Annotated in this window: 24 protein-coding genes; 1 reads left to right on the top strand and 23 read right to left on the bottom strand. The window is 50.7% G+C overall.

Annotated elements, in window-relative coordinates; genetic code table 11:
- Nucleotides 1–136 precede the first annotated feature (136 nt).
- The 15 genes from rpsU to LI015_RS13225 all read right to left on the bottom strand — a co-directional run bounded on the left by rpsU (nt 137) and on the right by LI015_RS13225 (nt 16,816).
- Nucleotides 137–313 carry a 30S ribosomal protein S21 gene (gene rpsU / locus LI015_RS13155; RefSeq protein ID WP_003504099.1) on the bottom strand — a complete coding sequence of 59 codons (177 nt, stop codon included), beginning with the start codon at nt 311–313 and terminating at the stop codon, nt 137–139.
- Between the two features lie 154 nt (nt 314–467).
- On the bottom strand, nt 468–3,116 hold the full coding sequence (gene alaS, locus LI015_RS13160) for an alanine--tRNA ligase (RefSeq protein ID WP_002567511.1): 2,649 nt from the start codon (nt 3,114–3,116) through the stop codon (nt 468–470).
- A 182-nt stretch (nt 3,117–3,298) separates the two neighbouring features.
- Nucleotides 3,299–4,264: a lysozyme inhibitor LprI family protein gene (locus LI015_RS13165; protein WP_002567510.1), complete on the bottom strand. Its 966-nt coding sequence runs from the start codon at nt 4,262–4,264 to the stop codon at nt 3,299–3,301.
- A gap of 213 nt (nt 4,265–4,477) precedes the next feature.
- Nucleotides 4,478–4,960 (bottom strand): ribonuclease HI, encoded by a 483-nt coding sequence (gene rnhA, locus LI015_RS13170; protein WP_002567509.1) that lies wholly within the window; start codon nt 4,958–4,960, stop codon nt 4,478–4,480.
- 27 nt (nt 4,961–4,987) lie between these two features.
- A complete protein-coding gene (locus LI015_RS13175) occupies nt 4,988–6,595 on the bottom strand; it encodes an MBL fold metallo-hydrolase RNA specificity domain-containing protein (protein WP_002567508.1) in 1,608 nt (535 codons plus the stop codon).
- Nucleotides 6,596–6,755: 160 nt separating this feature from the next.
- The gene (spoIVA, locus tag LI015_RS13180; RefSeq protein WP_002567507.1) at nt 6,756–8,231 is read right to left on the bottom strand and encodes a stage IV sporulation protein A; all 1,476 of its coding nucleotides are present in this window, start codon (nt 8,229–8,231) and stop codon (nt 6,756–6,758) included.
- Nucleotides 8,232–8,486: 255 nt separating this feature from the next.
- Nucleotides 8,487–9,197: an ABC transporter ATP-binding protein gene (locus LI015_RS13185; RefSeq protein ID WP_002567506.1), complete on the bottom strand. Its 711-nt coding sequence runs from the start codon at nt 9,195–9,197 to the stop codon at nt 8,487–8,489.
- Nucleotides 9,198–9,211: 14 nt separating this feature from the next.
- Nucleotides 9,212–9,970 carry an ABC transporter ATP-binding protein gene (locus tag LI015_RS13190; RefSeq protein WP_002567505.1) on the bottom strand — a complete coding sequence of 253 codons (759 nt, stop codon included), beginning with the start codon at nt 9,968–9,970 and terminating at the stop codon, nt 9,212–9,214.
- A 1-nt stretch (nt 9,971) separates the two neighbouring features.
- A complete protein-coding gene (locus LI015_RS13195; RefSeq protein ID WP_002567504.1) occupies nt 9,972–11,045 on the bottom strand; it encodes a branched-chain amino acid ABC transporter permease in 1,074 nt (357 codons plus the stop codon).
- 8 nt (nt 11,046–11,053) lie between these two features.
- Nucleotides 11,054–11,935, bottom strand: a complete 882-nt coding sequence (locus LI015_RS13200; RefSeq protein WP_002567503.1) for a branched-chain amino acid ABC transporter permease — start codon at nt 11,933–11,935, stop codon at nt 11,054–11,056.
- Nucleotides 11,936–12,098: 163 nt separating this feature from the next.
- Nucleotides 12,099–13,337, bottom strand: a complete 1,239-nt coding sequence (locus tag LI015_RS13205; RefSeq protein ID WP_002574512.1) for an ABC transporter substrate-binding protein — start codon at nt 13,335–13,337, stop codon at nt 12,099–12,101.
- Between the two features lie 200 nt (nt 13,338–13,537).
- Nucleotides 13,538–14,551, bottom strand: a complete 1,014-nt coding sequence (locus LI015_RS13210; protein ID WP_002567501.1) for an NAD(P)H-dependent glycerol-3-phosphate dehydrogenase — start codon at nt 14,549–14,551, stop codon at nt 13,538–13,540.
- Between the two features lie 43 nt (nt 14,552–14,594).
- The gene (gene plsY / locus LI015_RS13215; RefSeq protein WP_002567500.1) at nt 14,595–15,236 is read right to left on the bottom strand and encodes a glycerol-3-phosphate 1-O-acyltransferase PlsY; all 642 of its coding nucleotides are present in this window, start codon (nt 15,234–15,236) and stop codon (nt 14,595–14,597) included.
- A gap of 24 nt (nt 15,237–15,260) precedes the next feature.
- On the bottom strand, nt 15,261–16,589 hold the full coding sequence (gene der / locus LI015_RS13220; RefSeq protein ID WP_002567499.1) for a ribosome biogenesis GTPase Der: 1,329 nt from the start codon (nt 16,587–16,589) through the stop codon (nt 15,261–15,263).
- 32 nt (nt 16,590–16,621) lie between these two features.
- The gene (locus tag LI015_RS13225; protein ID WP_002567498.1) at nt 16,622–16,816 is read right to left on the bottom strand and encodes a DUF6472 family protein; all 195 of its coding nucleotides are present in this window, start codon (nt 16,814–16,816) and stop codon (nt 16,622–16,624) included.
- A 270-nt stretch (nt 16,817–17,086) separates the two neighbouring features.
- On the opposite strand from LI015_RS13225, the gene LI015_RS13230 reads away from it, so the two are divergent.
- Nucleotides 17,087–18,295 carry a ribose-phosphate pyrophosphokinase gene (locus LI015_RS13230; protein WP_054354479.1) on the top strand — a complete coding sequence of 403 codons (1,209 nt, stop codon included), beginning with the start codon at nt 17,087–17,089 and terminating at the stop codon, nt 18,293–18,295.
- Between the two features lie 116 nt (nt 18,296–18,411).
- On the opposite strand, the gene LI015_RS13235 is transcribed toward LI015_RS13230, so the two are convergent.
- The 8 genes from LI015_RS13235 to LI015_RS13270 form a co-directional block, all read right to left on the bottom strand.
- On the bottom strand, nt 18,412–19,458 hold the full coding sequence (locus tag LI015_RS13235; protein WP_054354478.1) for a suppressor of fused domain protein: 1,047 nt from the start codon (nt 19,456–19,458) through the stop codon (nt 18,412–18,414).
- 36 nt (nt 19,459–19,494) lie between these two features.
- A complete protein-coding gene (gene pgeF, locus LI015_RS13240) occupies nt 19,495–20,349 on the bottom strand; it encodes a peptidoglycan editing factor PgeF (protein WP_054354477.1) in 855 nt (284 codons plus the stop codon).
- Between the two features lie 21 nt (nt 20,350–20,370).
- Nucleotides 20,371–20,712 carry a YraN family protein gene (locus LI015_RS13245; protein ID WP_054354476.1) on the bottom strand — a complete coding sequence of 114 codons (342 nt, stop codon included), beginning with the start codon at nt 20,710–20,712 and terminating at the stop codon, nt 20,371–20,373.
- Nucleotides 20,705–21,367, bottom strand: a complete 663-nt coding sequence (locus LI015_RS13250; RefSeq protein ID WP_002567493.1) for a ribonuclease HII — start codon at nt 21,365–21,367, stop codon at nt 20,705–20,707. The genes LI015_RS13245 and LI015_RS13250 overlap by 8 nt, the downstream gene beginning before the upstream one ends.
- A gap of 2 nt (nt 21,368–21,369) precedes the next feature.
- On the bottom strand, nt 21,370–22,236 hold the full coding sequence (gene ylqF / locus LI015_RS13255; protein WP_054354475.1) for a ribosome biogenesis GTPase YlqF: 867 nt from the start codon (nt 22,234–22,236) through the stop codon (nt 21,370–21,372).
- Nucleotides 22,237–22,253: 17 nt separating this feature from the next.
- Nucleotides 22,254–22,805, bottom strand: coding sequence for a signal peptidase I (gene lepB / locus LI015_RS13260; protein WP_002567491.1), 552 nt, complete (start codon nt 22,803–22,805; stop codon nt 22,254–22,256).
- A gap of 110 nt (nt 22,806–22,915) precedes the next feature.
- A complete protein-coding gene (gene rplS / locus LI015_RS13265; protein WP_002567490.1) occupies nt 22,916–23,263 on the bottom strand; it encodes a 50S ribosomal protein L19 in 348 nt (115 codons plus the stop codon).
- A gap of 173 nt (nt 23,264–23,436) precedes the next feature.
- Nucleotides 23,437–24,714 (bottom strand): HlyC/CorC family transporter, encoded by a 1,278-nt coding sequence (locus tag LI015_RS13270; protein ID WP_227125338.1) that lies wholly within the window; start codon nt 24,712–24,714, stop codon nt 23,437–23,439.
- Between the last annotated feature and the right edge of the window lie 161 nt (nt 24,715–24,875).

The following is a 24,875-nucleotide window of genomic DNA, read 5'->3' on the forward strand; positions in this document are numbered from 1 at the left end:
CATAGAATTGGGGCGGGATTTTAACAAATCCCACCCCAACTATTGACAAAGAGCCCAAAAAAACAACTGCCTGCCATAATCACTTATGACAGCCAGTTGATTTTCCACTACATTAACACCTAATCCAACCAGTGAATTAGTTGTACTTACGCTTACGAGCAGCTTCAGACTTTTTCTTACGTCTTACGCTTGGCTTCTCGTAATGCTCTCTCTTACGAATTTCCTGCTGAATGCCAGCCTTTGCACAGTTTCTTTTGAATCTGCGTAAAGCACTGTCTAAGCTCTCGTTATCTTTAACAATTACGTTTGACATCGCTCACACCTAACCTCCCTCCAGTTGTGTAATTGTGCATAATACAACTGTTTGGGTATTTTTAGCACTGCTATGATTATAGCATAAAAATACCGTACGTCAAGAATTTTTTTATAATTCTTACATTTATTTTTAAATTTTATCTGCACATGTACTATTTTGTCTGTTCTTCCACTGTCTCAACCGCTTTTTTAAGAGCATCGTCGATACCTGCCGGATTTTTGCCGCCGGCCTGGGCCATGTTGGGACGGCCGCCGCCGCCGCCGCCCACAAGACCAGCTATGGCTTTAATCAGGTTGCCTGCGTGGGCGCCCTTTTTCTGGGCGGAATCTGTGGCTGTAGCCATAAGGTTTACCTTGCCGTCCTGCTCGCAGGCCAGTACAATGACGCCTTCTCCCAGCTTGTCCTTTAACTGGTCGCCTAAGTTTCTCATGCCGTTCATGTCCACTCCGGCCACCCTGGCTGCCAGAACCTTAAGTCCGTTTACTTCCTTGACCTGGCTCATAACATCTCCCAGGGAGTCATTGGCAAGTTTGCTCTTAAGCTTCTCATTCTCGGAGTGAAGGGTCTTAATCTCCTCCAGAAGGGACTGTATCTTGGAAGTCAGCGCGGACGGTGTTGTCTTGGCTGTCCTGGCCGCCTCCTGAAGCTCCTCTTCCACCTCCTGATAATGTTTCATAAGCCCCTCGGATGTAAGCGCCTCAATACGCCTTACACCGGCGGCAATACCAGCCTCGGAAATAATCTTAAAATATGCAATGGTGCCTGTATTCGGCACATGGGTGCCGCCGCAGAGCTCCGTGGAGAAATCTCCCATGCGCACCACGCGCACCTTATCTCCGTATTTTTCACCGAACAGAGCCATGGCTCCTGTTTTCTTGGCTTCCTCCAGTGTCATAACCTGGGTGACGACCGGAAGGGATGCCTGGATTTCCTGGTTCACCAGTTCCTCCACCTTCTTAATCTCATCCGGTGTCATGGCTGAAAAATGGGTAAAGTCAAAACGCAGCCTGCCAGCGTCCACGTAGGAACCAGCCTGCTCCACATGGTCTCCCAATACCTTGCGCAGAGCCTTCTGAAGCAGATGGGTGGCGCTGTGGTTTTTGCAGGTAAGAGCGCGGTTGTGGGCACATACAGACAGAGTCACGTTTTCTCCCACCTGGAACATGCCTTTTGTCATAACGCCCACATGGCCTACCTTGCCGCCCTGAAGGTGTATGGTGTCTTCAACCTTAAAGGCGCCGTTTTCATTGGAGATAACACCTGTATCTCCCTGCTGGCCGCCCATGGTTCCGTAGAACGGGGTCTGCTCCACGATGATGGTACCCTTCTGTCCGTCTGTAAGGGCCTGTACCAGCTCTTCTTCCGTGGTCAGGACCGTCACCCTGGAATCAGCCGTCAGCCTGTCATAACCAATAAATTCAGTGGTAACAGAAGGATCGATGGACTGGTATACAGTCACGTCCGCACCCATGTAATTGGTAGTCTTGCGGGCCTTTCTGGCCTTTTCCTTCTGTTCCTTCATGGCGGCGGCAAAGCCGTCTTCATCCACGGTGCAGCCTCTCTCTTCCAAAATTTCCTTGGTTAGATCCAGAGGGAATCCATAAGTATCATACAGTTTGAATGCATTGGCTCCGGAAAGACACTTGTTCCCGGTTTTCTGCATTTCATCCTGCATCTCACCCAGGATGCTCAGTCCCTGGTCAATGGTCTTGTTGAACTTTTCCTCTTCCTCAGACAGTACCTTGAATATCATGGCCTGCTTTTCTTCCAGCTCAGGATAGCCGTCCTTGGACAGCTCGATAACGGTCTCAGAAAGACCGGCCAGGAACCTGCCTTCAATCCCCAGCTTTCTCCCATGACGGGCAGCACGGCGCAGAAGGCGGCGGAGCACATAGCCCCTTCCCTCATTGGAAGGCATGATTCCGTCTGAAATCATGAAGGTACAGGACTTGACGTGGTCTGTGACAATACGCAGAGACACATCTGTCTCATGGTCCTTCTGGTATTCTGTATGCGCAAGCTGGCACACCCTGTCCAAAAGCGCTTTGTTGGTGTCAACGGTAAACAGGGAGTCAACGCCCTGAACCACCACAGCCAGACGCTCCAGCCCCATGCCCGTATCAATATTCTTATGCTCCAGCTCTGTATAATGGCCATGTCCGTCATTATCAAACTGGGTAAATACATTGTTCCATACCTCAATATAGCGGTCGCAGTCGCAGCCCACCGTGCATCCGGGCTTTCCGCAGCCAAAGGCCTCGCCTCTGTCGTAATATACCTCTGAACAGGGACCGCAGGGGCCTGAACCGTGCTCCCAGAAATTGTCCTCCTTGCCGAACTTGAAAATACGCTCAGCCGGAATCCCGATTTCCTTGTTCCAGATGCCGAAGGCCTCATCATCATCCAGGTACACGCTGGGATACAGCCTGTCCGGGTCCAGTCCCACCACATCGGTCAGAAATTCCCATGTCCAGTGGATGGCTTCTGTTTTAAAATAATCCCCAAAAGAGAAATTACCCAGCATCTCGAAGAAGGTGCCGTGACGGGCTGTCTTTCCTATATTCTCAATGTCGCCGGTGCGGATACACTTCTGGCAGGTGGTAACCCTGTTCCTGGGCGGAATCTCCTGTCCTGTGAAATATGGCTTCAGGGGAGCCATACCGGAATTGATTAAAAGCAGGCTGTTATCATTATGCGGCACCAGTGAAAAGCTTTTCATTGCCAGATGGCCCTTGCTCTCGAAAAATTCAAGGAACATCCGGCGCAGCTCGTTCACGCCGCGGTACTGTGGTTCTTTCACTTTATTTTCCTCCATATCATTGCTCTAATTACATAACCGTCATTTTACCATAACGCTATATAATTATCAAGACCGTCTTAACAAAAAAGAGAGGGAAAACCAATGATTTTCCATTGTTTTTCCCTCTTTCCCGCAATTCTCGATTCCGGTCATACGGACCGTTCTTTCCATATTTTCTCCTGTTACGGTGATGCCGGTTGAGAAGAATCCTCCTCTTCATAGAACACCCCGTTGGCCTCCTCATAGCGTCCTGCCAGTTCATAAGCCCTGTCCCTGGTCAGACTGGCCAATGTGGCCGCATAGCTGATTCCCTCCATGGATCCGCTGTTCCTGCCTGAACTCTCCGCCGCCCTGGCATCCCGGTTCTTAAGCCATTCCTGCTGCTCAGAAGCCAGCTTTGCAGCGTCCTCCTGGGACAGCATCTCCATAAGCGCATTGTAAATGGAATTCAGTTCACCTTCCCACAGCTTAAGTTCTGTTTCCGCCGAGGTCTTGATGGAATATACATTGGAGTCCGTTTCCTCCTCCCGCATCTTAAGAATCTGGGTATCCAAATCTTCCAGGCGTTTGCGGTAGTCTACTATGAGACTCACCTTATATTCCCTGGTCCTGGATCCTGTAAGAGGGGAAATAGGCATATTCTCTTCCGAAGCAGCGGCCCCCTCACCGGCGCCACCCGCAGTATCCGAAGCCATTGTTTCCCCAGCGGCATCCGCCATTGCAGGAGCTGCCTGGCCGGACGAAAAGGGCTCTGCTGCTGCCTTTGCTGCAGGAGCCTTTGCGTATGCTGCATCTCCGGAATCTGCACCTTTCGGAGCTGCGCTTGCAAGGCCTGCATCTCCTGATGCCGTGTTTCCCGAAGCTGTATTCCCCGGCCCTGCATCTCCCGTCATCCTGCGTTCCGCAGGTGTTGCGGGTGCTGCCCTGCCTGCTGCCGCCATACCTGTATCCGTTCCGCCTGCCTCTGTATCCTGCTGTCCCAAAGCCGGGGCAAAGGAAGGCGCTGCCGCCGTGTCTTCTGCCCCTGCTGTAATCTCAGCCATCATGGCCGCCCCCTGGCTGTTCACATAGTATTTGGTATAGTGGGTAACACCAGTTCCTATGAACAGGATACAGCCAATCACAATCCATATCCGTTTATCTTTCATCGCAACACATCCCTGCCATAATCTTGTATTTACCTTATCACAAAAAAGGAAGAAAAGAAACACGAAGATAAAAGGAGTAATAGATTGTAAGAGATATGTAAGAAAATCAGGAACAGATACAAATGCAAAAAAAGCGCTGCATCCCCTTTTTTCCATGTAATCCAGGGTTAAGCAGCGCCTTCTGCTTTTAAACTGCATCAGGGTAAAGCTTATTTATGCCTCCAGCCCCTGATCTGTCATCAGATTCCCACCATCTGCCGCAGAGGTGGCCAGAGCATCGCATTTCTCATTTTCAGGATGGCCTGCATGTCCTTTTACCCAGATGAATTTCACCTGGTGGGGTTCCTTTGCCTTTAACAGGCGTTTCCAGAGGTCGATATTCTTTACCGGCCCGCTTTTCCCGCGGTTCCATCCCTTTGCCACCCAGCTGTCAATCCAATGCTGGTTAAATGCGTCTGTCAGGTATTTGGAATCCGAATATAATTCCACCTGGCATGGCCTGTTTAATGCCTCCAGCCCTACAATAGCAGCCATCAGTTCCATCCGGTTGTTAGTGGTGCGTACATACCCGCCGGACATGGTCTTCTCATGAAGCTGGCCGCTGCTGTCCGTAAAATGAAGCACTGTCCCGTAACCGCCCGGACCGTCAGGATTTCCCCTGGCAGAACCGTCTGTGTAAATCTGTACCTTCGTCATGTGTCAATATCTCCTGTCAGTAACATTCTATCTGTCCCATTTATCGCACAGGGCAAGAATCTGTTCCGTAAAACGGGTCAGGTCCTTATTAGCGCCGCCCTCGTTGCGGTGAATCACATCCAACAGCATCTTGCCAGCATCCACCAGCCTGGTATAAACACCGCTGGCCCTGCGTTTGGCGGCAGTTTCCTTCTCAATGAGAACGCCCTCTGTCTCTTTAATCCAGAAGCCCTTTATAAGGTCAAACTGGGAACCTGAAAAAGGCGCCCTGGCTGTGAGTTTCAGCTGGGTATTCAGCACATCCGAGAAGGATACGCAGGATTCCTCGCTTCCGTGAACCACAAAAACATAATCCGGCTTTTTCTCAAACGCGGATATCCAGCTGATAAGCCCGTCCCTGTCCGCATGGCCGCTGATTCCATCCATGGTTTCTATATGAGCCCGCACATCAATTTCCTCACCGAATATCTTCACGGTCTGAGCCCCGTCCTGCAGAATTCGTCCCAGGGTTCCCTCGGCCTGGTATCCCGCGAACACAACGGAGCACTCCGGCCTCCACAGGTTATGTTTCAGATGGTGGCGTATACGGCCCGCATCACACATGCCTGCCGCTGATATGATGACCTTGGGCGTCATGTCAAAGTTTATGTTCTTGGATTCCTCACTGGTAATGGAGAGCTTCAGTCCCGGAAAATCAATGGGGTTGATTCCGCGTTCCACCAGGGCTTTTGTCTCCTCGTCATAGCACTCCAGCATATTGTCCTTAAACACATGGGTGGCTTCCACGGCCAGAGGGCTGTCTACATAGACCTCGAAGCTGTCATGGCCGGCCACAAGCCTTTCTTCCTTAATATGGCGTATCAGATACAATAACTCCTGGGTACGTCCCACTGCAAAGGCCGGTATGACCACGTTGCCCTGCCGGTCCAGAGTCTCCTGTATGATTCTGGCCAGACTGTCCACATGGTTTACATCCTTTTTATGATAGCGGTTTCCGTAGGTGGATTCCATAACAACATAATCCGCCTCCGTAATATACTGGGGATCACGGATCAGAGGCTTATTCTTATTACCAATGTCGCCGGAAAATACAATTTTTTTCTTGCTGGCGCCCTCAGTGGCCCATATCTCAATGGAGGCAGAACCCAGCAAATGTCCCACATCCGTAAAACGCAGGGTCAGATTGTCATTGAGCTTAAATACCTGCCCATAAGCCACACCTTCAAAATGCTTAAGCACATCCTCAGCATCCTGCATGGTATAGAGGGCTTCCACCTCGCCCCGGCCTGCACGTCGCGCTTTCCGGTTTTTCCACTCAGCTTCCATCTCCTGTATGTGGGCGCTGTCCTTAAGCATGATGCTGCACAGGTCGGCGGTTGCATAGGTGGTGATAACCTGGCCTCTGAATCCCCTGGCATGAATCCACGGAAGCATGCCTGCATGGTCAATATGCGCGTGCGTCAGAAGCACATAGTCAATTTCATGATACCCCACGGGCAGCTCCGCATTCTGGTATATGTTATTTCCCTGTTCCATACCGCAGTCTATAAGCACCTTGGTATTTCCCACCTCCAGAAAATGACAGCTGCCCGTTACCTCATGGTCGGCCCCGATAAATGTAAGTCTCATCTGCATTCTCCCCTCTGAGTATAATATAGTCTTGCCCCACAGAATATTCTGTCAATTATGGCTACAGTATATCATATTCCCCATAAGAATGCAAATCGTATTGCAATATTTGCACAATTTTCTGAGAATCGTCCTTCTCCCAACACGCATTCTATTATTGCTGATTTTAAATAATAATGCATATCATACCGCCATTGCTGTCATTGATAATTTTCTGCAGAGTATCCTGCAGCTTCAGCTGGCAGTCCTCCGTCATCTGGGACACCTTGGCCTGGATACCGTCCTCCACAATCTGTTCAATGGATTTTCCGAAAATATTGGTATTCCAGATTCCGTCGTCGCTCTCCCTGGCATTTTCCTTGATATAGGCAATCAGATCCTGGGCCTGCTGCTCGCTTCCCACAATCGGAGCGATCTCTGTCTCGATATGGGCCTTAATCAGGTTGATGGACGGTGCTTCCGCTTTCATCTTCACCCCATACTTGTTGCCGTGTTTGATGACCTGCGGTTCATCCAGCACGATTTCCGAGCGTTCCGGTGTCACCACTCCATATCCCTTTAACCGCACCTGGGTCAGAGCGTTCTGCACTTTTTCATATTCCTTCTGCATATTAGCCAGGCTGCTCAGGGTCTGCATGAGCTGGTACTCCCCTTCAATGGGCAGTCCCACATAGTCGCTGAGAATCTGGTAATAGTAGCTGTCATCCATATCCACCTGGACACCCACCCTGCCGTCCGCCATCTGCATATTTTTGACATTCATGGATCGTATGGTATCCGTATGCTGCTGTTCCAGTTCCCCGGACACATCCTTCATGTGTGTTACTTTCTGGATTACATTCCTGGCCGCCTGGATCACCTGGGCCTTAAGCCAATGGGTGGAAGGCAGGATCTCCAGCCATTTGGGAATATGGAAATCCATCTCAGTCACCGGAAACTCCTTCAGGACGCGCTCCAGGATATGGAAAACATCCTCCTTCTTGAGCTGCTCGCAGTTTACAGGCAGCACCGATACCCCATATGATTCAGACATTTCCCTTGCCAGCCTGGCAGTTTCGTCGGAATAGGGTTTGGTGGAATTTAAAAGTACCACAAATGGTTTGCCCAGCTTTTTCAGCTCGTCAATGGTCTGCTTTTCAGCTGCTATGTATCCGGGGCGTTTAATTTCCCCAATGGTGCCGTCTGTGGTTACAACGATTCCAATGGTGGAATGATCATTGATAACTTTTCTGGTTCCGATTTCCGCAGCCTGGGTAAACGGAATGTCATAATCAAACCACGGCGTCTTCACCAGTCGCTCCTCACCGTTTTCCACATGACCCGCTGCCCCGTCTACCATGAATCCCACGCAGTCTATGACCCTTACCTTGGCTTCAATACCGTCTGCCAGATTAATGCTGGCCGCTTCTTTAGGAATAAACTTGGGCTCTGTGGTCATGATGGTCTTGCCGGCCGCGCTTTGAGGCAGCTCATCCCGGCTCAGGTTGCGCAGGTTCTCATCCTCCATTGCAGGGAGCACCAGCAGCTCCATGAACCGCTTTATGAAGGTAGATTTGCCTGTGCGGACCGGCCCTACTACGCCTATGTAAATCTCTCCGCCTGTTCTCGCCTGAATATCCTTGTATACATTAAAATTGTCCATAAATATACCCCCTTGCTATGCTTTTATAGTATATGCAGGGGGGTATGAGTATATGACTGGTACAAAATCACCATGTATCAGGTCTATTCACGCAAAATCAACAGATAAAATCAGGCCGTCATCGCCGTACATTATATATAGCATATCTTACCAGGGGTGTCAAGGAACGAAGCAGGGGTTATCCGCCCCTGCTCCTTTCTCATATCCATGATTCATTTTTACATAATTCTTCCTGCCAGTGGACTATTATTACCTTTATTCGCTGAGATAAGCCTTTTTTACCTGATCATTGTTCATAAGCTCCTTTGCGTCTCCGCTGAGAGCAACATTGCCCGTCTCCAGTACATAGGCCTTATGCGCAATGGAAAGAGCCTTCTTTGCGTTCTGTTCCACAAGAAGCACGGTAGTCCCATCCCCGTTTATCTTCTGGATGATATCAAAAATCTCATTTACATAGATTGGTGAAAGTCCCATGGAGGGCTCATCCATAACAATCATCCTGGGGTGGCTCATAAGAGCCCTTCCCATGGCAAGCATCTGCTGCTCGCCGCCGGACAGGGTGCCTGCAAGCTGGTTCTTGCGCTCCTCCAGACGCGGGAAACGCTGGTATATCATCTTCAGAGTGGCTTCTATCTCTTCCTTGTCTTTTCTTGTATAAGCCCCCATTTTCAGATTCTGCAGCACCGTAAGGGTGGCGAACACCCGCCTTCCTTCCGGCACATGGGCGATTCCCATGCCCACCAGTTTATAGCCGGGAACCCTGGTTATGTCGGTTCCCTCATATACGATTTTTCCTGTCTTCGCGCTGATAAGCCCGGTGATGGTGTGCAGGGTTGTGGTCTTTCCCGCACCGTTGGCACCTATCAGAGCCACGATTTCTCCCTGGTTCACATCAAAGGAGATTCCTTTTATGGCCTGGATTACACCGTAGTATACTTCCAGGTCCCTGACTTCAAGCATAGCCATATTATACGCTCCTCCTATTCACCAAGATATGCTTTGACAACTTCCGGATTGTGAAGCACTGCGCCGGTCTCGCCCTGGCACAGGACCTGTCCGAAGTTGAGAACGGTCAGTTCTTCGCAGATACCGCTTACAAGCTTCATATCATGTTCAATCAGAAGGATGGTCATATCGAAATTATCCCTCACAAAACGGATGGTATCCATAAGCTCGGCTGTCTCATTTGGATTCATTCCCGCTGCCGGCTCATCCAGGAGAAGGAGCTTTGGCTCCGTGGCCAGGGCCCTGGCTATCTCCAGCTTTCTCTGCTTTCCGTAGGGGAGGTTGGAGGCTTTGTAGTCGCACTCTTCGTCCAGTCCGAATACCTTGAGCAGCTCCATGGCTCTCTCGTCCATTTGCTTCTCCACCTTAAAATAGTTGGGAAAACGGAAAATTCCGGCTGTGGTGGAATACCTGTAATGATTGTGAAGACCTGCCTTCACATTGTCCAGCACCGACAAATCCTTAAACAGACGGATGTTCTGGAAGGTCCTGGCAATACCGGCCTGGTTTATTTCCGTGGTTTTCCTGCCGGTAATGTTGACTCCTGCCAGCTCAATGCTTCCTGCATCCGGCTTATATACGCCTGTCAGCAGATTGAAAATAGTGGTCTTACCGGCTCCGTTGGGACCGATGAGACCGTAAAGCTGTCCCTTTTCTATGCTGATTTGAAAATTATCAACTGCCTTAAGGCCGCCAAAAGATATGCTTAAATTCTTAACTTCAAGTAATGCCATCTTATGCTGCCTCCTTTGCGGGTTTCTTATCTTTTCTGCTGAATTTTTCCGCCAAACGTTCACGCATCACCACAAACTGGGGTGCGGAGTTGAACAGCATGGCCAGAATCAGCACGATTGCGTACATAAGCATACGGTAATTGCTGAGTCCGCGCAGCATCTCCGGAAGGAGATACAGGATGACCGTCGCAATGACGGAACCGCGGATGTTTCCGATACCGCCCAGTACCACGTACACCAGAATCATGATGGACATGTTGTATCCGAAGTTCTTGGGCAGGGCTGTCAGGGTGGTCAGATTGTGGGCATACAGCACACCGGCAATACCTGCAAGTCCAGCGGAAATGGAAAATGCCAGCAGCTTGTACTTGGTGATATTGATGCCGATGGACTCCGCTGCAATGCGGTTGTCCCGGATAGCCATGATGGCACGGCCTGTGCGGGAGTTCACCAGATTCATGACAATGAACAGGGTGATAAGCACCAGGATAACACCTATGGTAAAGGTGGCTGCCTGGGGCGTTCCCGTAATGCCCTGGGCGCCCTTTATCAGGATTTCCCCACCCTCTCCCAGCTTTAAGGACATGGAATCCTTAAAGGAGATATGGAAGCCGGAAGCGTCCCGTCCCAGATAAACAGCATTGACCAGGTTCTTGATAATTTCACCAAAGGCCAGGGTCACAATAGCCAGATAATCACCTCTCAGGCGCAGCACCGGGATTCCGATAATGACGCCGAACAGGGCCGCTGTAACGGCTCCGATGAGGATGGCGATGACCATTCCAAGAGTCGGGTCAATGGCTCCCTTCATGCACTTTGAAAACAGGGCGCCGGCAAAGGCTCCCACGCACATAAAGCCTGCGTGTCCCAGACTCAGCTCTCCCAGGATACCCACGGTCAGGTTCAGGGACACAGCCATGATTACGTAGATACAGAAAGGAACAAGAAGTCCCTTCATAAGGCTGGATATATGCCCTGTTCCCACCAGGACCTGCATGATGATATAGGCAGCCACCACCATGCCGTATGTAATCATATTATTTATGAATGTCTTTCGTTTTGCGTTGCTCTTCATACCGGCACCTACACTTTCTCATTAATCTTCTTGCCCAGAATACCGGTAGGCTTCACCAGAAGCACGATAATCAGGACGGAAAACACAATGGCATCTGACATCTGTGAGGATATGTATGCCTTGGACAGAATCTCAATGACACCCAGCAGGATACCGCCGATGAAAGCACCCGGAATGGATCCGATTCCTCCGAATACAGCCGCAACAAAGGCCTTGATACCCGGCATGGAACCAGTATAAGGTGTAAGGGACGGGTAAGCGGAGCAGAGCAGCACGCCCGCTATGGCCGCCAGCGCGGAACCGATGGCAAATGTAAGGGCAATGGTGCCGTTTACATTGATTCCCATAAGGGTAGCCGCCCCCCTGTCCTCGGAAACCGCCAGCATGGCCTGTCCGGCCTTGGACTTGTTGATAAAGGCAGTGAGTCCAATCATGATGACGATACAGGAAAGGATGGTGACAATGGTCTCCCCTGTAATGGTCATCTCTCCTCCCGCCAGTTTGATGGCAGGCAGGGTCACCACGGAGGTGAAGGATTTGGTATCTGCTCCAAAGATAAGAAGGGCAACGTTCTGCAGCAGGTAGCTGACGCCGATTGCCGTAATGAGAACCGCAAGGGGAGAGGCGCCGCGCAGGGGCTTATAAGCAATCCGTTCAATGGTCATGCCCAACAGCGTACATACGGCCACCGCAAGGAGCACTCCCGCCATGGGCGGCAGTCCCATTGTGCTGACCGTGACAAATACCACGTAGCTGCCTATCATAATAACATCGCCATGAGCGAAATTCAGCATCTTGGCAATGCCGTAAACCATTGTATATCCAAGTGCGATGATGGCATATACACTGCCCAGGCTGATGCCGTTAATTAAATAGTTAATAAAGCCCATACCTACACCTCTTCGTCTGAAGTCTTTTTTAGTTTATCGCTATAAAGCGACAGATTATTCAAAATTATATCATATATCGTTACTATAAACAAGAGGGTTGTCATAGTGACAACCCTCTGTTGGGTTTTCTGGTTGGTTCTGGCCGGATTTAAAAGGCGGCAGATTACATTGCAGAGTAAGCTCCGTCCACTACCTTAACAGCCTTAGGCGCCTTGTGAGGCTCGCCGTCCTCAGTCCAGGTCATGCCCTCGCCGGTCAGGCCGTCTAATTTGATATTCAGCATGGATGCCTTTAACGCGTCACAAATCGTGCTGGCGTCTGCATCAGGAGTTACATTGGCGTCCTCAATAGCAGCCTTGATAGCGTAGATTGCATCGTATGCGTCTGCTGCAAACTGTACCGGAACCTCGTTGTAAGCAGCCTTGTAGCTCTCAACAAACTTAACGGTCAGGTCATCGGTAGCATCTGCCGCGAATGGTGTCAGGAGCATAAGTCCCTCTGCCAGCTTGGTGTCAAAGTTCTGAACCTGAAGGATACCGTCCATGCCGTCGCATCCGAAGAACTGCGGTGCAAAGCCCATGGTGCTGGCCTGCTGAAGGATCAGGGAAGCCTCGGTATAGTAAATTGGCAGGAATACCAGCTCAGCGCCTGCATCCTTGGCCTTCTGTAACTGGGTGGAGAAATCCTTGTTGCTGTCAGCGGTAAATGCCTCGGCTGCAACAATCTCAATACCCTGGTTTGCGGACTCTTCCGCGAACTTCTCATAGATACCGCTGGAATATACGTCGGAGCTGTCATAGATAACAGCAACCTTGGAAGCCAGCTTGTTCTCGCCTATGTACTTAGCGGATGCAGCGCCCTGGTCCGGATCGGAGAAGCAGATACGGAATACGTTGGGGTTAGCCGCACACTCTACAGCGGAACCGGATGGTGTAATCTGGAACATGTTGTCAGCTGCTGTCTTATCTGCAACTGCGATACATGGAGCGGAGGTAACCGTGCCCATCAGCACCTGCATACCCCAGTCCTTTAATGTATTATAAGCATTGACAGACTTCTCTGCGTCATGCTCGTCGTCCTGGAAGTTGAATTCAATCTGTGCGCCGTTTATTCCTCCGGCCTCATTGATTTCCTTTACTGCCAGCTCTGCGCCGTGCTGTACAGCCACGCCGTACACAGCCGCACCGCCGGTTACAGGGCCGATGCCGCCAATCTTGAACACGCCGCCTGCCGCACCTGCGTCAGCTGCTGCGGTATCTGCTGCCTCGCTTCCCTCTGCTTTTGCATCTGCCGCAGTAGTCTCTGCTGCTTTTGTGGTCTCTGCCGTATTGGAACCGCCGCATGCTGTCAATGACATAGCCATAACGGCTGCCAGGCCCAGACTTAAAAATCTCTTCTTCATAATTAGTTCCTCCTCTTGCCTTTAAAATATAAAGCTTTCTATATTATAGGTAGTCCGAATGGGTTTGTCAATCGTTTCATGAAAATTATGGTTTATTTTCGACGATATACCGAAAAATTAGAGCCAAAGCAGGTATAATCCGCCAAAAACAGGCTATTTTTTAGGGGAAGGCACCATTTCTGGTTCCCTTCCCCTATTTTTTATTCTTCCGACCACTCCAAATCTGAGTTTTCGATACGCTTATCCCTGAGCATCAGCTCCAGAACCGCTTCCTTTGCAGGCATGCCTCCGAACAGGATGGCATTGACCTGTTCCACAATCGGCATGGACACCTTGTACTGCTGCGACAGCGCCAGAGCCGCCTTGGCGGAATACACACCCTCCACCACCATCTTTACCTCTGCCATGGCTTCCTCCATGGTATAGCCCCGGCCAATCAGGATGCCTGCCCTGCGGTTGCGGCTGTGCATGCTGGCGCAGGTCACAATCAAATCCCCTATGCCTGTAAGTCCGGCAAATGTCTCCATCCGTCCGCCCATGTCAATGCCCAGGCGGGATATCTCCGCGATTCCCCTGGTAATGAGGGCAGCCTTGGTGTTGTCGCCGTATCCCAGACCGTCGGCCATACCGGCGGCCAGGGCAATCACATTTTTAAGGGCGCCTCCCAGCTCAATTCCCAGCACATCAGGGCTGGTATACACGCGGAATACCTCGCTCATGAAGATTCCCTGGACAAATTCAGCCACGCTGCGCTTATGGGCGCCGGCCACACATGTAGTGGGGAGGCCCCTGCTCACTTCCTCCGCATGGCTGGGCCCTGAAAGGACCGTCACCTCAGCCTCCGGCAGCTCCTCCTCAATAATCTGGGACAGGGTCATGAGGCTCTTCTCCTCGATTCCCTTTGCCACGTTTGTTATCACCTGGCCCTGCTTTATGTAGGGCTTCATCCTTTGTGATGTCTGCCTCACAAAAACCGAGGGAACAGCCAGTACCAGAAGGTCCTTATCCCTCATAGCCTCCTCAAGGTCATCCGTAAGCCCGATTGCTTCCGGGATCTTTACCTCAGGAAGATTGCGGTGGATACGTGTCTCCTTTAGTTCCGCTATCTCCTGCGGAATGGCGGACCATATCTGTACCGTATGTCCATTGCCGTTAAGTAAAACTGACAGGGCTGTGCCCCATGTGCCTGATCCGATTACACCGATTGATGCCATAACCTCACCGTCCATTAATTGTTTTTTTACTGTCCTTTGTATACTACTCTGTCTTTTTCTTAGCGCCTACCTTGTTCTCCCTGCCCTGTACCAGTCTGACGATATTCGCCCTGTGCCTCCAGAAAGCCATGGCCGCTATAACCGCAGAAACAGCGTAGAACTGGGGTCTGGCCTCGGGTGCCAGCCCGTAAGCCCCCAAATGGCCGAAATAGATGTTCCAGCACAGGAAAATAGCGGACACCACCAGGGAGCCCAGGGACACATACCTGGTCACCGCCACGATAAGAACAAAGGCCAGCAGGCAGACAGCTGTCAGCCGCCAGTCCAGCGAAAACATGATGCCTGCTGTTGCCGCAATCCCCTTACCGCCTTTAAACTTAAGATAAAAAGGAAAATTATGGCCCAGTATGACGCCGAAGCCCGCACAGAGTATCAGCACATAGATATACCCCGGCTGGGACCGGAAAAGAATCCTTACCAGGAAGCAGGGTATCACCGTTTTCAGGAAATCACCCATGAATACAATGAGACCTGCCTTTACTCCCATAACGCGCAGGGCATTGGTGCTTCCCGAATTGCCGCTGCCGTGCTGGCGTATATCAATTCCCTTGGACCTGCCGTAAATGAAACCGGTCTGGAATAAACCAAAGACATATCCCATGGCCAAACATATAATCTGTTCCACTCCTTAATCCCCCTTTCCTTACACCTACTGCTCTTTTCCTTTTCGTTCCCTGACAAGGAATTTTAGGGATGTCCCTTTAAAGCCGAAGGCATTTCTGATCTGGTTCTCCAGATACCTGGTATAAGAAAAATGCATCAGTTCCTTGTCGTTTACAAAGATCACAAAGGTTGGAGGCTTTACCGCCACCTGGGTCATATAGTAAATCTTAAGCCGTTTTCCCTTGTCGGAAGGTGGCTGCTGCATGGCCACTGCCTCTGTCATGATTTCGTTGAGAACGCCGGTGGCCACCCTCAGGTTCTGGTTCTGGCGCACCACGTCAATCATCTCAAAAAGCTTGGTCAGACGCTGTCCTGTTGCCGCGGATATAAAGAGATATTCCGCGTATGGGATGAAGGACAGGACCTCCTTGATTTTTCTGGTATATTCGTATATGGTCTTGTCCGTTTTCTCGATGGCATCCCATTTATTTACGGCTACAATGATTCCCTTGCCTCTCTCATGGGCGATTCCGGCAATCTTGGCATCCTGCTCCGTGACGCCTTCCGTGGCGTCTATGACCACAACCACCACATCGGCCCGTTCCACGGCGGACACGGTACGGATAATGCTGTAGCGCTCCAGTTCTTCCTTTATCTTGCTCTTGCGGCGCAGGCCGGCCGTATCTATGAATACATAAGGGGTGCCTTCATGGATAACCTCCGTATCCACCGCATCCCTGGTAGTGCCTGCTATATCCGACACAATGACGCGGTTCTCGCCCACAAGCTTATTAATAATGGAAGACTTTCCCACATTCGGCTTGCCTACCACAGCAATTCTCGGACGCTCGTCCTCTTCTTCCTCCATCTGCTCCGAGTCAAAGTGCTTCACCACTTCGTCCAGCAGATCACCAATTCCCAGCCGCGAAGCAGCCGATACAGCGACAGGCTCTCCGATTCCCAGATTGTAAAACTCGTAGACGTCATTGCCGTACTTGGCAACGCTGTCCACCTTGTTCACAGCCAGCACCACCGGCTTGTGGGATTTGCGCAGCAAATCAGCCACCTTTGAATCCGAATCCACCAGTCCCTGACGCACATCCACGATAAAAATAATCACATCCGCAGTAGAAATGGCAATCTCCGCCTGCTCCCGCATCTGGGAAAGGATGATATCCTTGGAATCCGGCTCGATACCTCCGGTGTCAATCAGCGTGAAATTCATATTCAGCCAGTCGCAGTCCGCGTAAATCCGGTCCCTGGTCACGCCCGGCGTGTCCTTTACAATGGAAATGGTATCTCCTGCTATGACATTAAACAACGTAGACTTTCCCACATTGGGCCTGCCTACGATTGCAACTATTGGTTTACTCATGTTTTTATAACCTCCTCATTCATGACCTTCCGTCACATCTGCCTGCGCACAATCCGGTATTCATCATCGGACTGGTAATAAGGACATGCGCTAACAGTACCTCTTAAAAAGCGCCCCATCTCATCCTCGTCCAGATTCACTTCACAGATATAGTAATCATTTTCCTCATCATATACGTAATTGCCGCAGCACTCACAGCTGGTCTTTTTGTTCTTTCCAGGTTTCATCTGAATCCATATCCTTTAACACAAATTCTTCGCATCCGCTTGATTTTACTATACCGGACCTGACTTGTAAAGCACTTTCTTATTAACCTCTATCATAGCAATATAACTTATTTTTGTAAATGCAAAGTTAATTTTCTAAAAAATGTTTGTGGAAATGTCTTGTTTTTTTTGACGAAATAGTATCAACCCCTTGACCCGGTCAAAGGGAAATGGTATAAATCATATGTGATATTCCCAAACAAATGATGATTCCAAAGGAGCAAAGCTATCATGGCTAACAATTTTGTATTCAAAGATTCCCTTCCCGTAGCGCCTTTAAAAATCGCTGCACTGGAAAGCTGTAAGGATCTTGCAGCCAAGGTGAACGACCATATTGTACAATTCAGGCGCAATGATATAGAGGAACTGATGCGCCGCAAGGAGGACCTTCACTACCGCGGGTACGACGTGGATTCCTATCTGCTTCACTGCAGCTGTCCCAGATTCGGAACAGGCGAGGGCAAAGCTGTCATCAATGAATCCGTAAGGGGCACAGATGTTTTTGTCATGGTGGATGTGATGAATTACAGCATTCCCTACACGGTAAGCGGTTATACCAACCACATGTCGCCGGACGACCATTTTCAGGATTTGAAGCGGATTATCGGGGCCTGCTCCGCAACCGCCCACAGGGTCAATGTGGTCATGCCCTTCCTATATGAAAGCCGCCAGCACAAGCGCAACAAACGCGAATCTCTGGACTGCGCCATGGCTTTAGAGGAACTGGCAGCCTTAGGCATGGAAAACATCATCACCTTTGACGCCCACGATCCCCGGGTACAGAACGCCATTCCGCTGATTGGCTTTGACAATTTCATGCCCACGTATCAGTTTGTAAAGGCCCTCTTTTCCCATGATTCCAACATCCGCATTGACAAGGAACACTTAATGGTGGTCAGTCCGGACGAGGGAGCCATGAACCGCGCCGTATACCTTGCCAACAACCTGGGTGTGGATATGGGTATGTTCTATAAACGCAGGGATTATTCCCAGGTAATTGGCGGCCGCAATCCAATTGTGGCGCATGAATTCCTGGGCTCTTCCGTAGAAGGCAAAACCGTACTTATTATTGACGACATGATTTCCTCCGGCGAAAGCATGCTGGACACCTGTAAGGAGTTAAAGGAACACAAGGCTGACAAGGTCATCGTCTGCTGCACCTTCGGTCTCTTTACCAACGGCCTTGAGAAATTTGACGAGTACTACCATCAGGGATATCTGGATTATGTCATCACCACCAACCTGAATTACCGTACCCAGGAACTGCTTAACAGGGAATGGTATCTGGAAGCCGACATGAGCAAATACCTGGCCGCTGTCATCAACTCCCTGAACCATGACCGCTCCATCAGCGCTTCCCTCTCTCCCACGGAGAAGATTCAGAAGCTGGTCCAGAAGCATCAGAACGGCGGATACGAGTATTTCCAGAGGCTTGTATAACCCCCTGCCACCATGCAGAAAATTTAACCCGGAAATCAATATTCAAAAATGCACAGTCCACGGCAGCGAAATGCCCGCCGTAAGGGACTGTGCATTTTTTATGTTTCTCTCTATGGTCACACCAGGTTCCAGGCAGCCGGGTCCGCGCCCTTCTTTTCCAAAATGGGATCTGTCCCCTGTTCCTTTACCAGTTCATACTCTTCGCCGGTAAGCAGCATCATCCACAGCAGGTTCACGGGCTCGTCCATGAACATGGGATAGGCAGGGCCTTCCTGTACGCCGCACAGGCCAGGGCTCAGAAGCAGAACACCTTCATAGCCTTCCACTCCGCTGCAGGGAATGGTATGGCCGTGTCCCAGCCAGCCCAGTTCCTTCCATGGCAGGGACGCCTGGGCCGCTGTATAGTTAAGCATGGCCATAATGCCTTCCTGGCTGCATCCCTTGGGAAAAGCCACTCCCAGTTCCATGCGGCGGTATTTCCATGTCTCATCCTGAAAATACTGTTCCACCTTTGGCTGGGCCAGGGCCCCGTTTCCAAGGGTAAACGCATACTGGCTGCCCTTTCGTTCTCCTGTCACCAGAGCCTTTGGCGGAAATCCGCCTCCGTCAATGGCATAATACTTTTTGTGGGGACCAAAAAATGCTTCCATGGCAGCCAGCTGTTCCTGCTGCATGGTCTCAAAATATCCTCCCCTCATAATGTCCCAGTACATCCGGCTGCGCTCCATCCGCTGTTCCAGAACAGGCAGCGCCTCCTGAAGCTCCCAGGCAAAGGGCGCCATACCCTTTGCGTATAGGGAATATCCCGGAAATTCCCGGCCGGCCCAGCCAGGAATAACCGCAATCATCCTGCCGTCCTCATACAGGGCTGCACCGTCTCCCTCCTCAAACCAGACCAGGGACAATTTTTCCCTGTCCAGGCAGATACCCGCAGAATCATGGGTCACGTATGCCCTGGGCATACGCGGGGCCATTCCCATCTTCATGGCCTCATAATCCATATCTTCCATGGCCGGAACCCGGTTGCAGATCCAGCAGTTGCGAATCTCTGCGTTCTCGCTTCCGGGATTCACCCAAAGGTAGAAATAGACCGCCTGTCCGTTGTCCTCCACAACAGCCTGTATGCTGCATACAGGAGACCACTCCTCCAATAATACATCCATATTGCCCCTCTTCCTTTCTCCTTCGCAGACCTCACGCTACTTAAGGCACAGAAACGCTGCCAGGTTTCCCCGCTCCTCCCCCACTTTCCGGTGTGAAAAGAGATAATCGCTGTTGCACATGGTGCAGATGTTAGTGATATGGATATTCTCCTGGTGTATGCCTGCCTCGCGGAAAATGATTTCATTGGCCTTCCACAAATCCAGCTGATACTTTCCGGGCCTTTTTCCTTGGCAATACAGCGCTTCCCGGTGTTCCGGCCCAAAGGCCTCCCTAAATTCCTCCACCACTTCACCGCCCACTTCAAAGCAGTCCCGGCAGATGCTGGGACCCACACAGGCAATCAGATCCTCCGGCTTTGTGCCGAAGGCTTCCTTCATGGCATCCACCGTCACCTGGCCCATGCGCTTAACCGTTCCCCTCCATCCGGAATGGCTGAGCCCAATGGCCCTGTTTACCGGATCCAACAGGTACAGGGGCACACAGTCCGCATAAAAGGTCACCAGGGTAAGCCCCGGCACATCGGTAATCAGACCGTCGATGTCCCTGTAATCCCGTTCCCTTACAACACCCTTTCCCGCATCCTCCAGCGTCACCCGGCGCAGGTTGACCGTATGGGTCTGGTGGGACACCACCATGCGGTCCCGCTCCACTCCCAGGGCGGCTGCCATACGCGTAAAGTTTTCCAGCACATCCTCCGCTGCGTCTCCTCTGCTGTAAGAGAAATTCATGGTGGAAAACTTTCCCCTGCTGGCTCCTCCCATGCGGGTGGAAAAACCATTGACGGCCAGCCCGGTATCATCCAGCGCCTTAAATGAGAGATAGGGAACGCCTGCACTTTCTTTTGTATCAAATACGCGGGACTTGTTCTTATAGCTCCAGTTTATATCCATAACACCATTGCCTCCTTATATTCAAAATGCATCCTGTATCAGCTCAATGTCACTGCCCAGGATTCCCACCACGTCAAACCGGCAGGGCACGTCCCCGCCCATTCCATGGCTGTACAGATAAAAGGCCGCTGCCCGCCGTATGCGCTCCTGCTTCCTTGCGTCAACAGCCTCCGCCGGGCTTCCCATGGTCAGCCCGGAGCGGTATTTTACCTCTGCAAAAACAAGGTACCTGCCATGGCGGCAAATCAAATCAATTTCTCCCTGGCGGCACCGGAAATTCCGCTCCAGCACGCGGTAACCCTTACTTGTTAAAAAGGCAGCCGCTGTTTCCTCATAATGGCTGCCTGTCTGTCTCTTATTCATATGTATCCGCCTGAACAATATTCCTGATAAAGCTTCTCCTGTGAATAGGACAGGGCCCAAGCTCTCTGATGGCAGCAATGTGGGCCGCCGTGCCATATCCCTTGTGTTTGGCAAATCCATATCCGGGAAATAATTCCTCGTACTCAGCCATCATATGGTCCCTGGTGACCTTTGCCAGGATGCTGGCTGCCGCTATGGACAGGCTCTTTGCGTCCCCTTTAATAATAGGCACCTGCACCCCCTCCAGCCCGGGAATGGTGACAGCGTCGTTGAGAAGCACTTCAGGCTTCACGGAAAGCCCCTTCACAGCCTCCCTCATGGCCTCATAGGTGGCCTGAAGAATATTGATTTCGTCAATCCGGGCAGGAGATGCCAGGCCCACATTCCATGCTACAGCCTTTTCCTTTATCTCTAAAAACAGTTCCTCACGGCGTTTCTCCGACAGTTTCTTGGAATCATTGAGATACAGGATACGGCATCCCTTGGGAAGCACTACGGCTCCTGCTGCCACCGGTCCTGCCAGGGGTCCCCTGCCCGCTTCATCAATACCGCAGATATAGGTGCAGGCATCATACTCCTTCTCATATTCCGCCATGGCCTCCAGACGGGCCATCTCCTGCTCCAGCTTTTCTCCCTTTAGTACCCTTGCAGCCATTGTCATTCCACCTTGTCCTTTTGATTCTCCGGCTCCTCCAGCGTGATCCGCCCCAGCTTGCCTGCCCTGAAATCATCCAGAAGCAGGGCTGCCGCCCTGGACACATCCAGATCCCCGCCTTTTAACAGGCAGGCCCTGACCCTGGCTATTTCCTCCAGGATAACGGCAGCTTCCTTTCCCTCTGTTTCCAGGCCAAACCGTTCTGCCAGCACCTGGGGATAACGCTTTTTCAAAAAGCGTATAAGCTCGCAAGCCAGCTCATCTTTGTTGAGAATCTGGTCATTGATGGAGCCGATGAGAGCCAGCTTCAGGCCCACCTGCTGATCCTCAAACCTGGGCCACAGGATTCCGGGGGTGTCCAGAAGCTCCAGCGTCTTATTCAGGCGTATCCACTGGTTTCCCTTGGTGACGCCGGGCTTGTTGCCGGTCTTGGCGCAGGCCTTTCCTGCAAAGGAATTGATGAAGGTGGACTTGCCCACATTGGGAATCCCCACCACCATGGTACGTATGGGACGGTTCAGAATGCCCCTGCGCCGGTCCCTTTCTATCTTTTCCTTACATGCCTCCTGGATGACGGACTGCACCTGCTTAAGTGTTCCCTTGTTCCTGGCGTCAACCTTCACCACGTGAATGCCCTTGTCCTCAAACCAGGCTGCCCAGCGGGCATTCTGCCGCTCGTCCGCCAGGTCCGATTTGTTGAGAAGCACCATCCTGGCCTTGCCCGCGCCCAGGTCATCTATGTCAGGATTCCGGCTGGAAAGGGGAACCCTGGCGTCTACCAGCTCGATTACCAGGTCAATAAGCTTCATATCTTCCTTCATGGCCCGTTTTGCCTTGGTCATATGACCAGGATACCACTGAATGTTCATATTTGTAAACTCCTGTTCTATCTTGAATGGATGAAGTCCAGTTTCAGAAGGGGAAATATCCTGAACCAGACCTTGCCCTGTATCTGCTCTCTTTTTACATTTCCAATGTTGGGGAAACGGCTGTCCTCACTGCTGTCCCTGTTATCTCCCAGGAGAAAATACTCATTGTCCTCCAGCTTAATGGGAGTGTCCGCCCTTCCTGCCAGGGACACCTGTTCCAGGCCGTCCTCCGCGTTTAAAAGCTCGCCGTCAATGAATATATAGCCGCCCTTAATCTGCACGGTCTCACCGGGCAGACCGATGATCCGCTTCACATTCTTCTTGTGGTCCTCGCGCTCAAATACCACGATGTCAAACCGTTCCGGCTTTCCCACATCATAAATCAGGCGGTTCACCAGGACCACATCGTCCGCATCTAAAACCGGCTGCATGGAACCGCCTGACACAGGCACCTGAGTACAGAAACCGTAGACCAGGAACCAGGCACTGGCCAGGACCAACACCACATTGACCGTCCAGCGGACTGCTTTTCTCAGCCACGCCGTATCCTCATTCACATAAAAATCCATGTACCCACACCTATCTTTTAAGGCATTTCCCGGACTGCTTACGGGTATGCCGCCTGCTTAACAAAATAGAGTTTGCATCTGCAAACTCTATTCTCACTTCCACTACCTGATTATTTAACTAATTCTTTAACCTTGGCAGCCTTACCAACCCTGTCTCTTAAGTAGTTCAGCTTCGCTCTTCTTACTTTACCCTTACGTACAACCTCTACGTTGTCAACGCTTGGGGAATGTAATGGCCAGGTCTTCTCAACGCCGATACCATTGGAGTTCTTCCTTACGGTAAAGGTCTCTCTGGCTCCGCCGTTCTGTCTCTTAATGACAGTTCCCTCGAAAATCTGGATTCTCTCGCGGTTACCCTCTTTAATCTTGTTGTATACCTTAACGGTATCGCCAACGTTAAAGCTGGGTACGCTTTCCTTCAACTGGGCTGCTTCAATGTTCTTAATAATATCGTTCATCGTGTGAACCTCCTTCATCTATTGGATGTTCTTAATACGCCGGCAGTAAATCAGATTCACCACTCACAGTAACAGAGGACCATCTATTTCTTGTCACAACGACTTATTCTAGCATATATTGTCCCAAAATGCAAGCATTTTATGAGCTGTTTCGCCTTGATTTCGCCTTGGTTCTATTCCTCTTCTTTTTCTCCGGGAAGGATGTACAGATGAACCTTGTCAATACGGTTCTTTTCCACCTGTTCCACTACCAGGCGCACATTGCCGCACATCACCTCTTCGCCCTGGGAAGGCAGATGTTCCAGGCGGTCAATCACAAGCCCCCCCACAGAATCATAGTCCTCAGAAGACAGTTCCAAATCCAGGATGTCATTGAGGTCATCCAGCTTCATGGAACCTTCCACCAGATACTGGCCGTCTCCCAGATCCATCAGCTCCTCTTCCTCATCCTCGTCATACTCATCGCGTATATCGCCCACGATTTCTTCCAGGATATCCTCCAGGGTAATCAGACCTGCCGTGGCGCCGTACTCATCCAGAACAATGATGATATTGTTGGGAGACTTCTTAATCTCCATCATCAGCTCGGATAGCTTTTTAGATTCAAAGGTATAAAAAGGCTGGCGCAGGTAATCCGACACGCAGAAGGACGCCTTGTCCTCCACCAGCAGCAGGTCCTTAATATTGATGATGCCCACCACATTGTCCGTTGTTTCCTTATAGACCGGAAGCCTGGTATAATGCTCCTCTCTGAATATCTGAATCAGATCATCATAATCAGCCTCTATGTCAACAAACACCATGTCGATTCTGGGCACCATGACATCCTTTGCCACGGAGTCTCCCAGGTCAAACACATTGTTGATCATCTCACGTTCTTCCGACTCAATAACACCCTTTTCATGGCCCACGTCCACAATGGTCCTGAGCTCGTCCTCCGTAATGTCGTCATTCCTCTTATCAGGGTCCACATGTAGAACCTTGAGGACAATCAGCGACATCCAGTTAATAAGGACAATCAGAGGGGTCAGCACAGTCATCAGAATATGAATCATATGGCCTACCCGCAGGGAATACCGCTCCGCATCCAGGGTTGCCATTGTTTTAGGTGTTATCTCACCAAAAATCAAAATTAAAAGCGTCAGTACGCCGGTCGCGGCTCCAGCGGCTTTATTTCCAAATATTTCCGTCACCAGCACGGTAAGCATGGATGAGGCCGAAAGATTCACCACATTGTTGCCGATTAATATGGCACTGAGCATCTTTCCCTGATTCTCAGACAGCTTCATCACCCACTGCGCAGACTTGCTCCCCCCTTCTGCCAATGTCCTGATACGGATTTTATTGACGGTTGTGAGGGCAGTCTCCGAAGACGAGAAAAAAGCGGAAAGTCCCAGTAAAATGATAATGATAACGACACGTATGGCAATACTGTCACCCGATGGGTCCAAAAAAATCAACTCCTATTATTTCATATTTTACAGTCCCAGAAGCCCGGAACGTATGGGCCGTGGCCTGTAATGTGTGTATTTATGTGGATAGTTTCAGAGAATTGTACAATATTATTGGGGGATTGTCAATATGGAAGGATTCGCGGGGTGGGGGCAGGGGA

It is taken from the genome of Enterocloster sp. 210928-DFI.2.20 (assembly GCF_020554465.1).
GTDB lineage: Bacteria > Bacillota > Clostridia > Lachnospirales > Lachnospiraceae > Enterocloster > Enterocloster bolteae.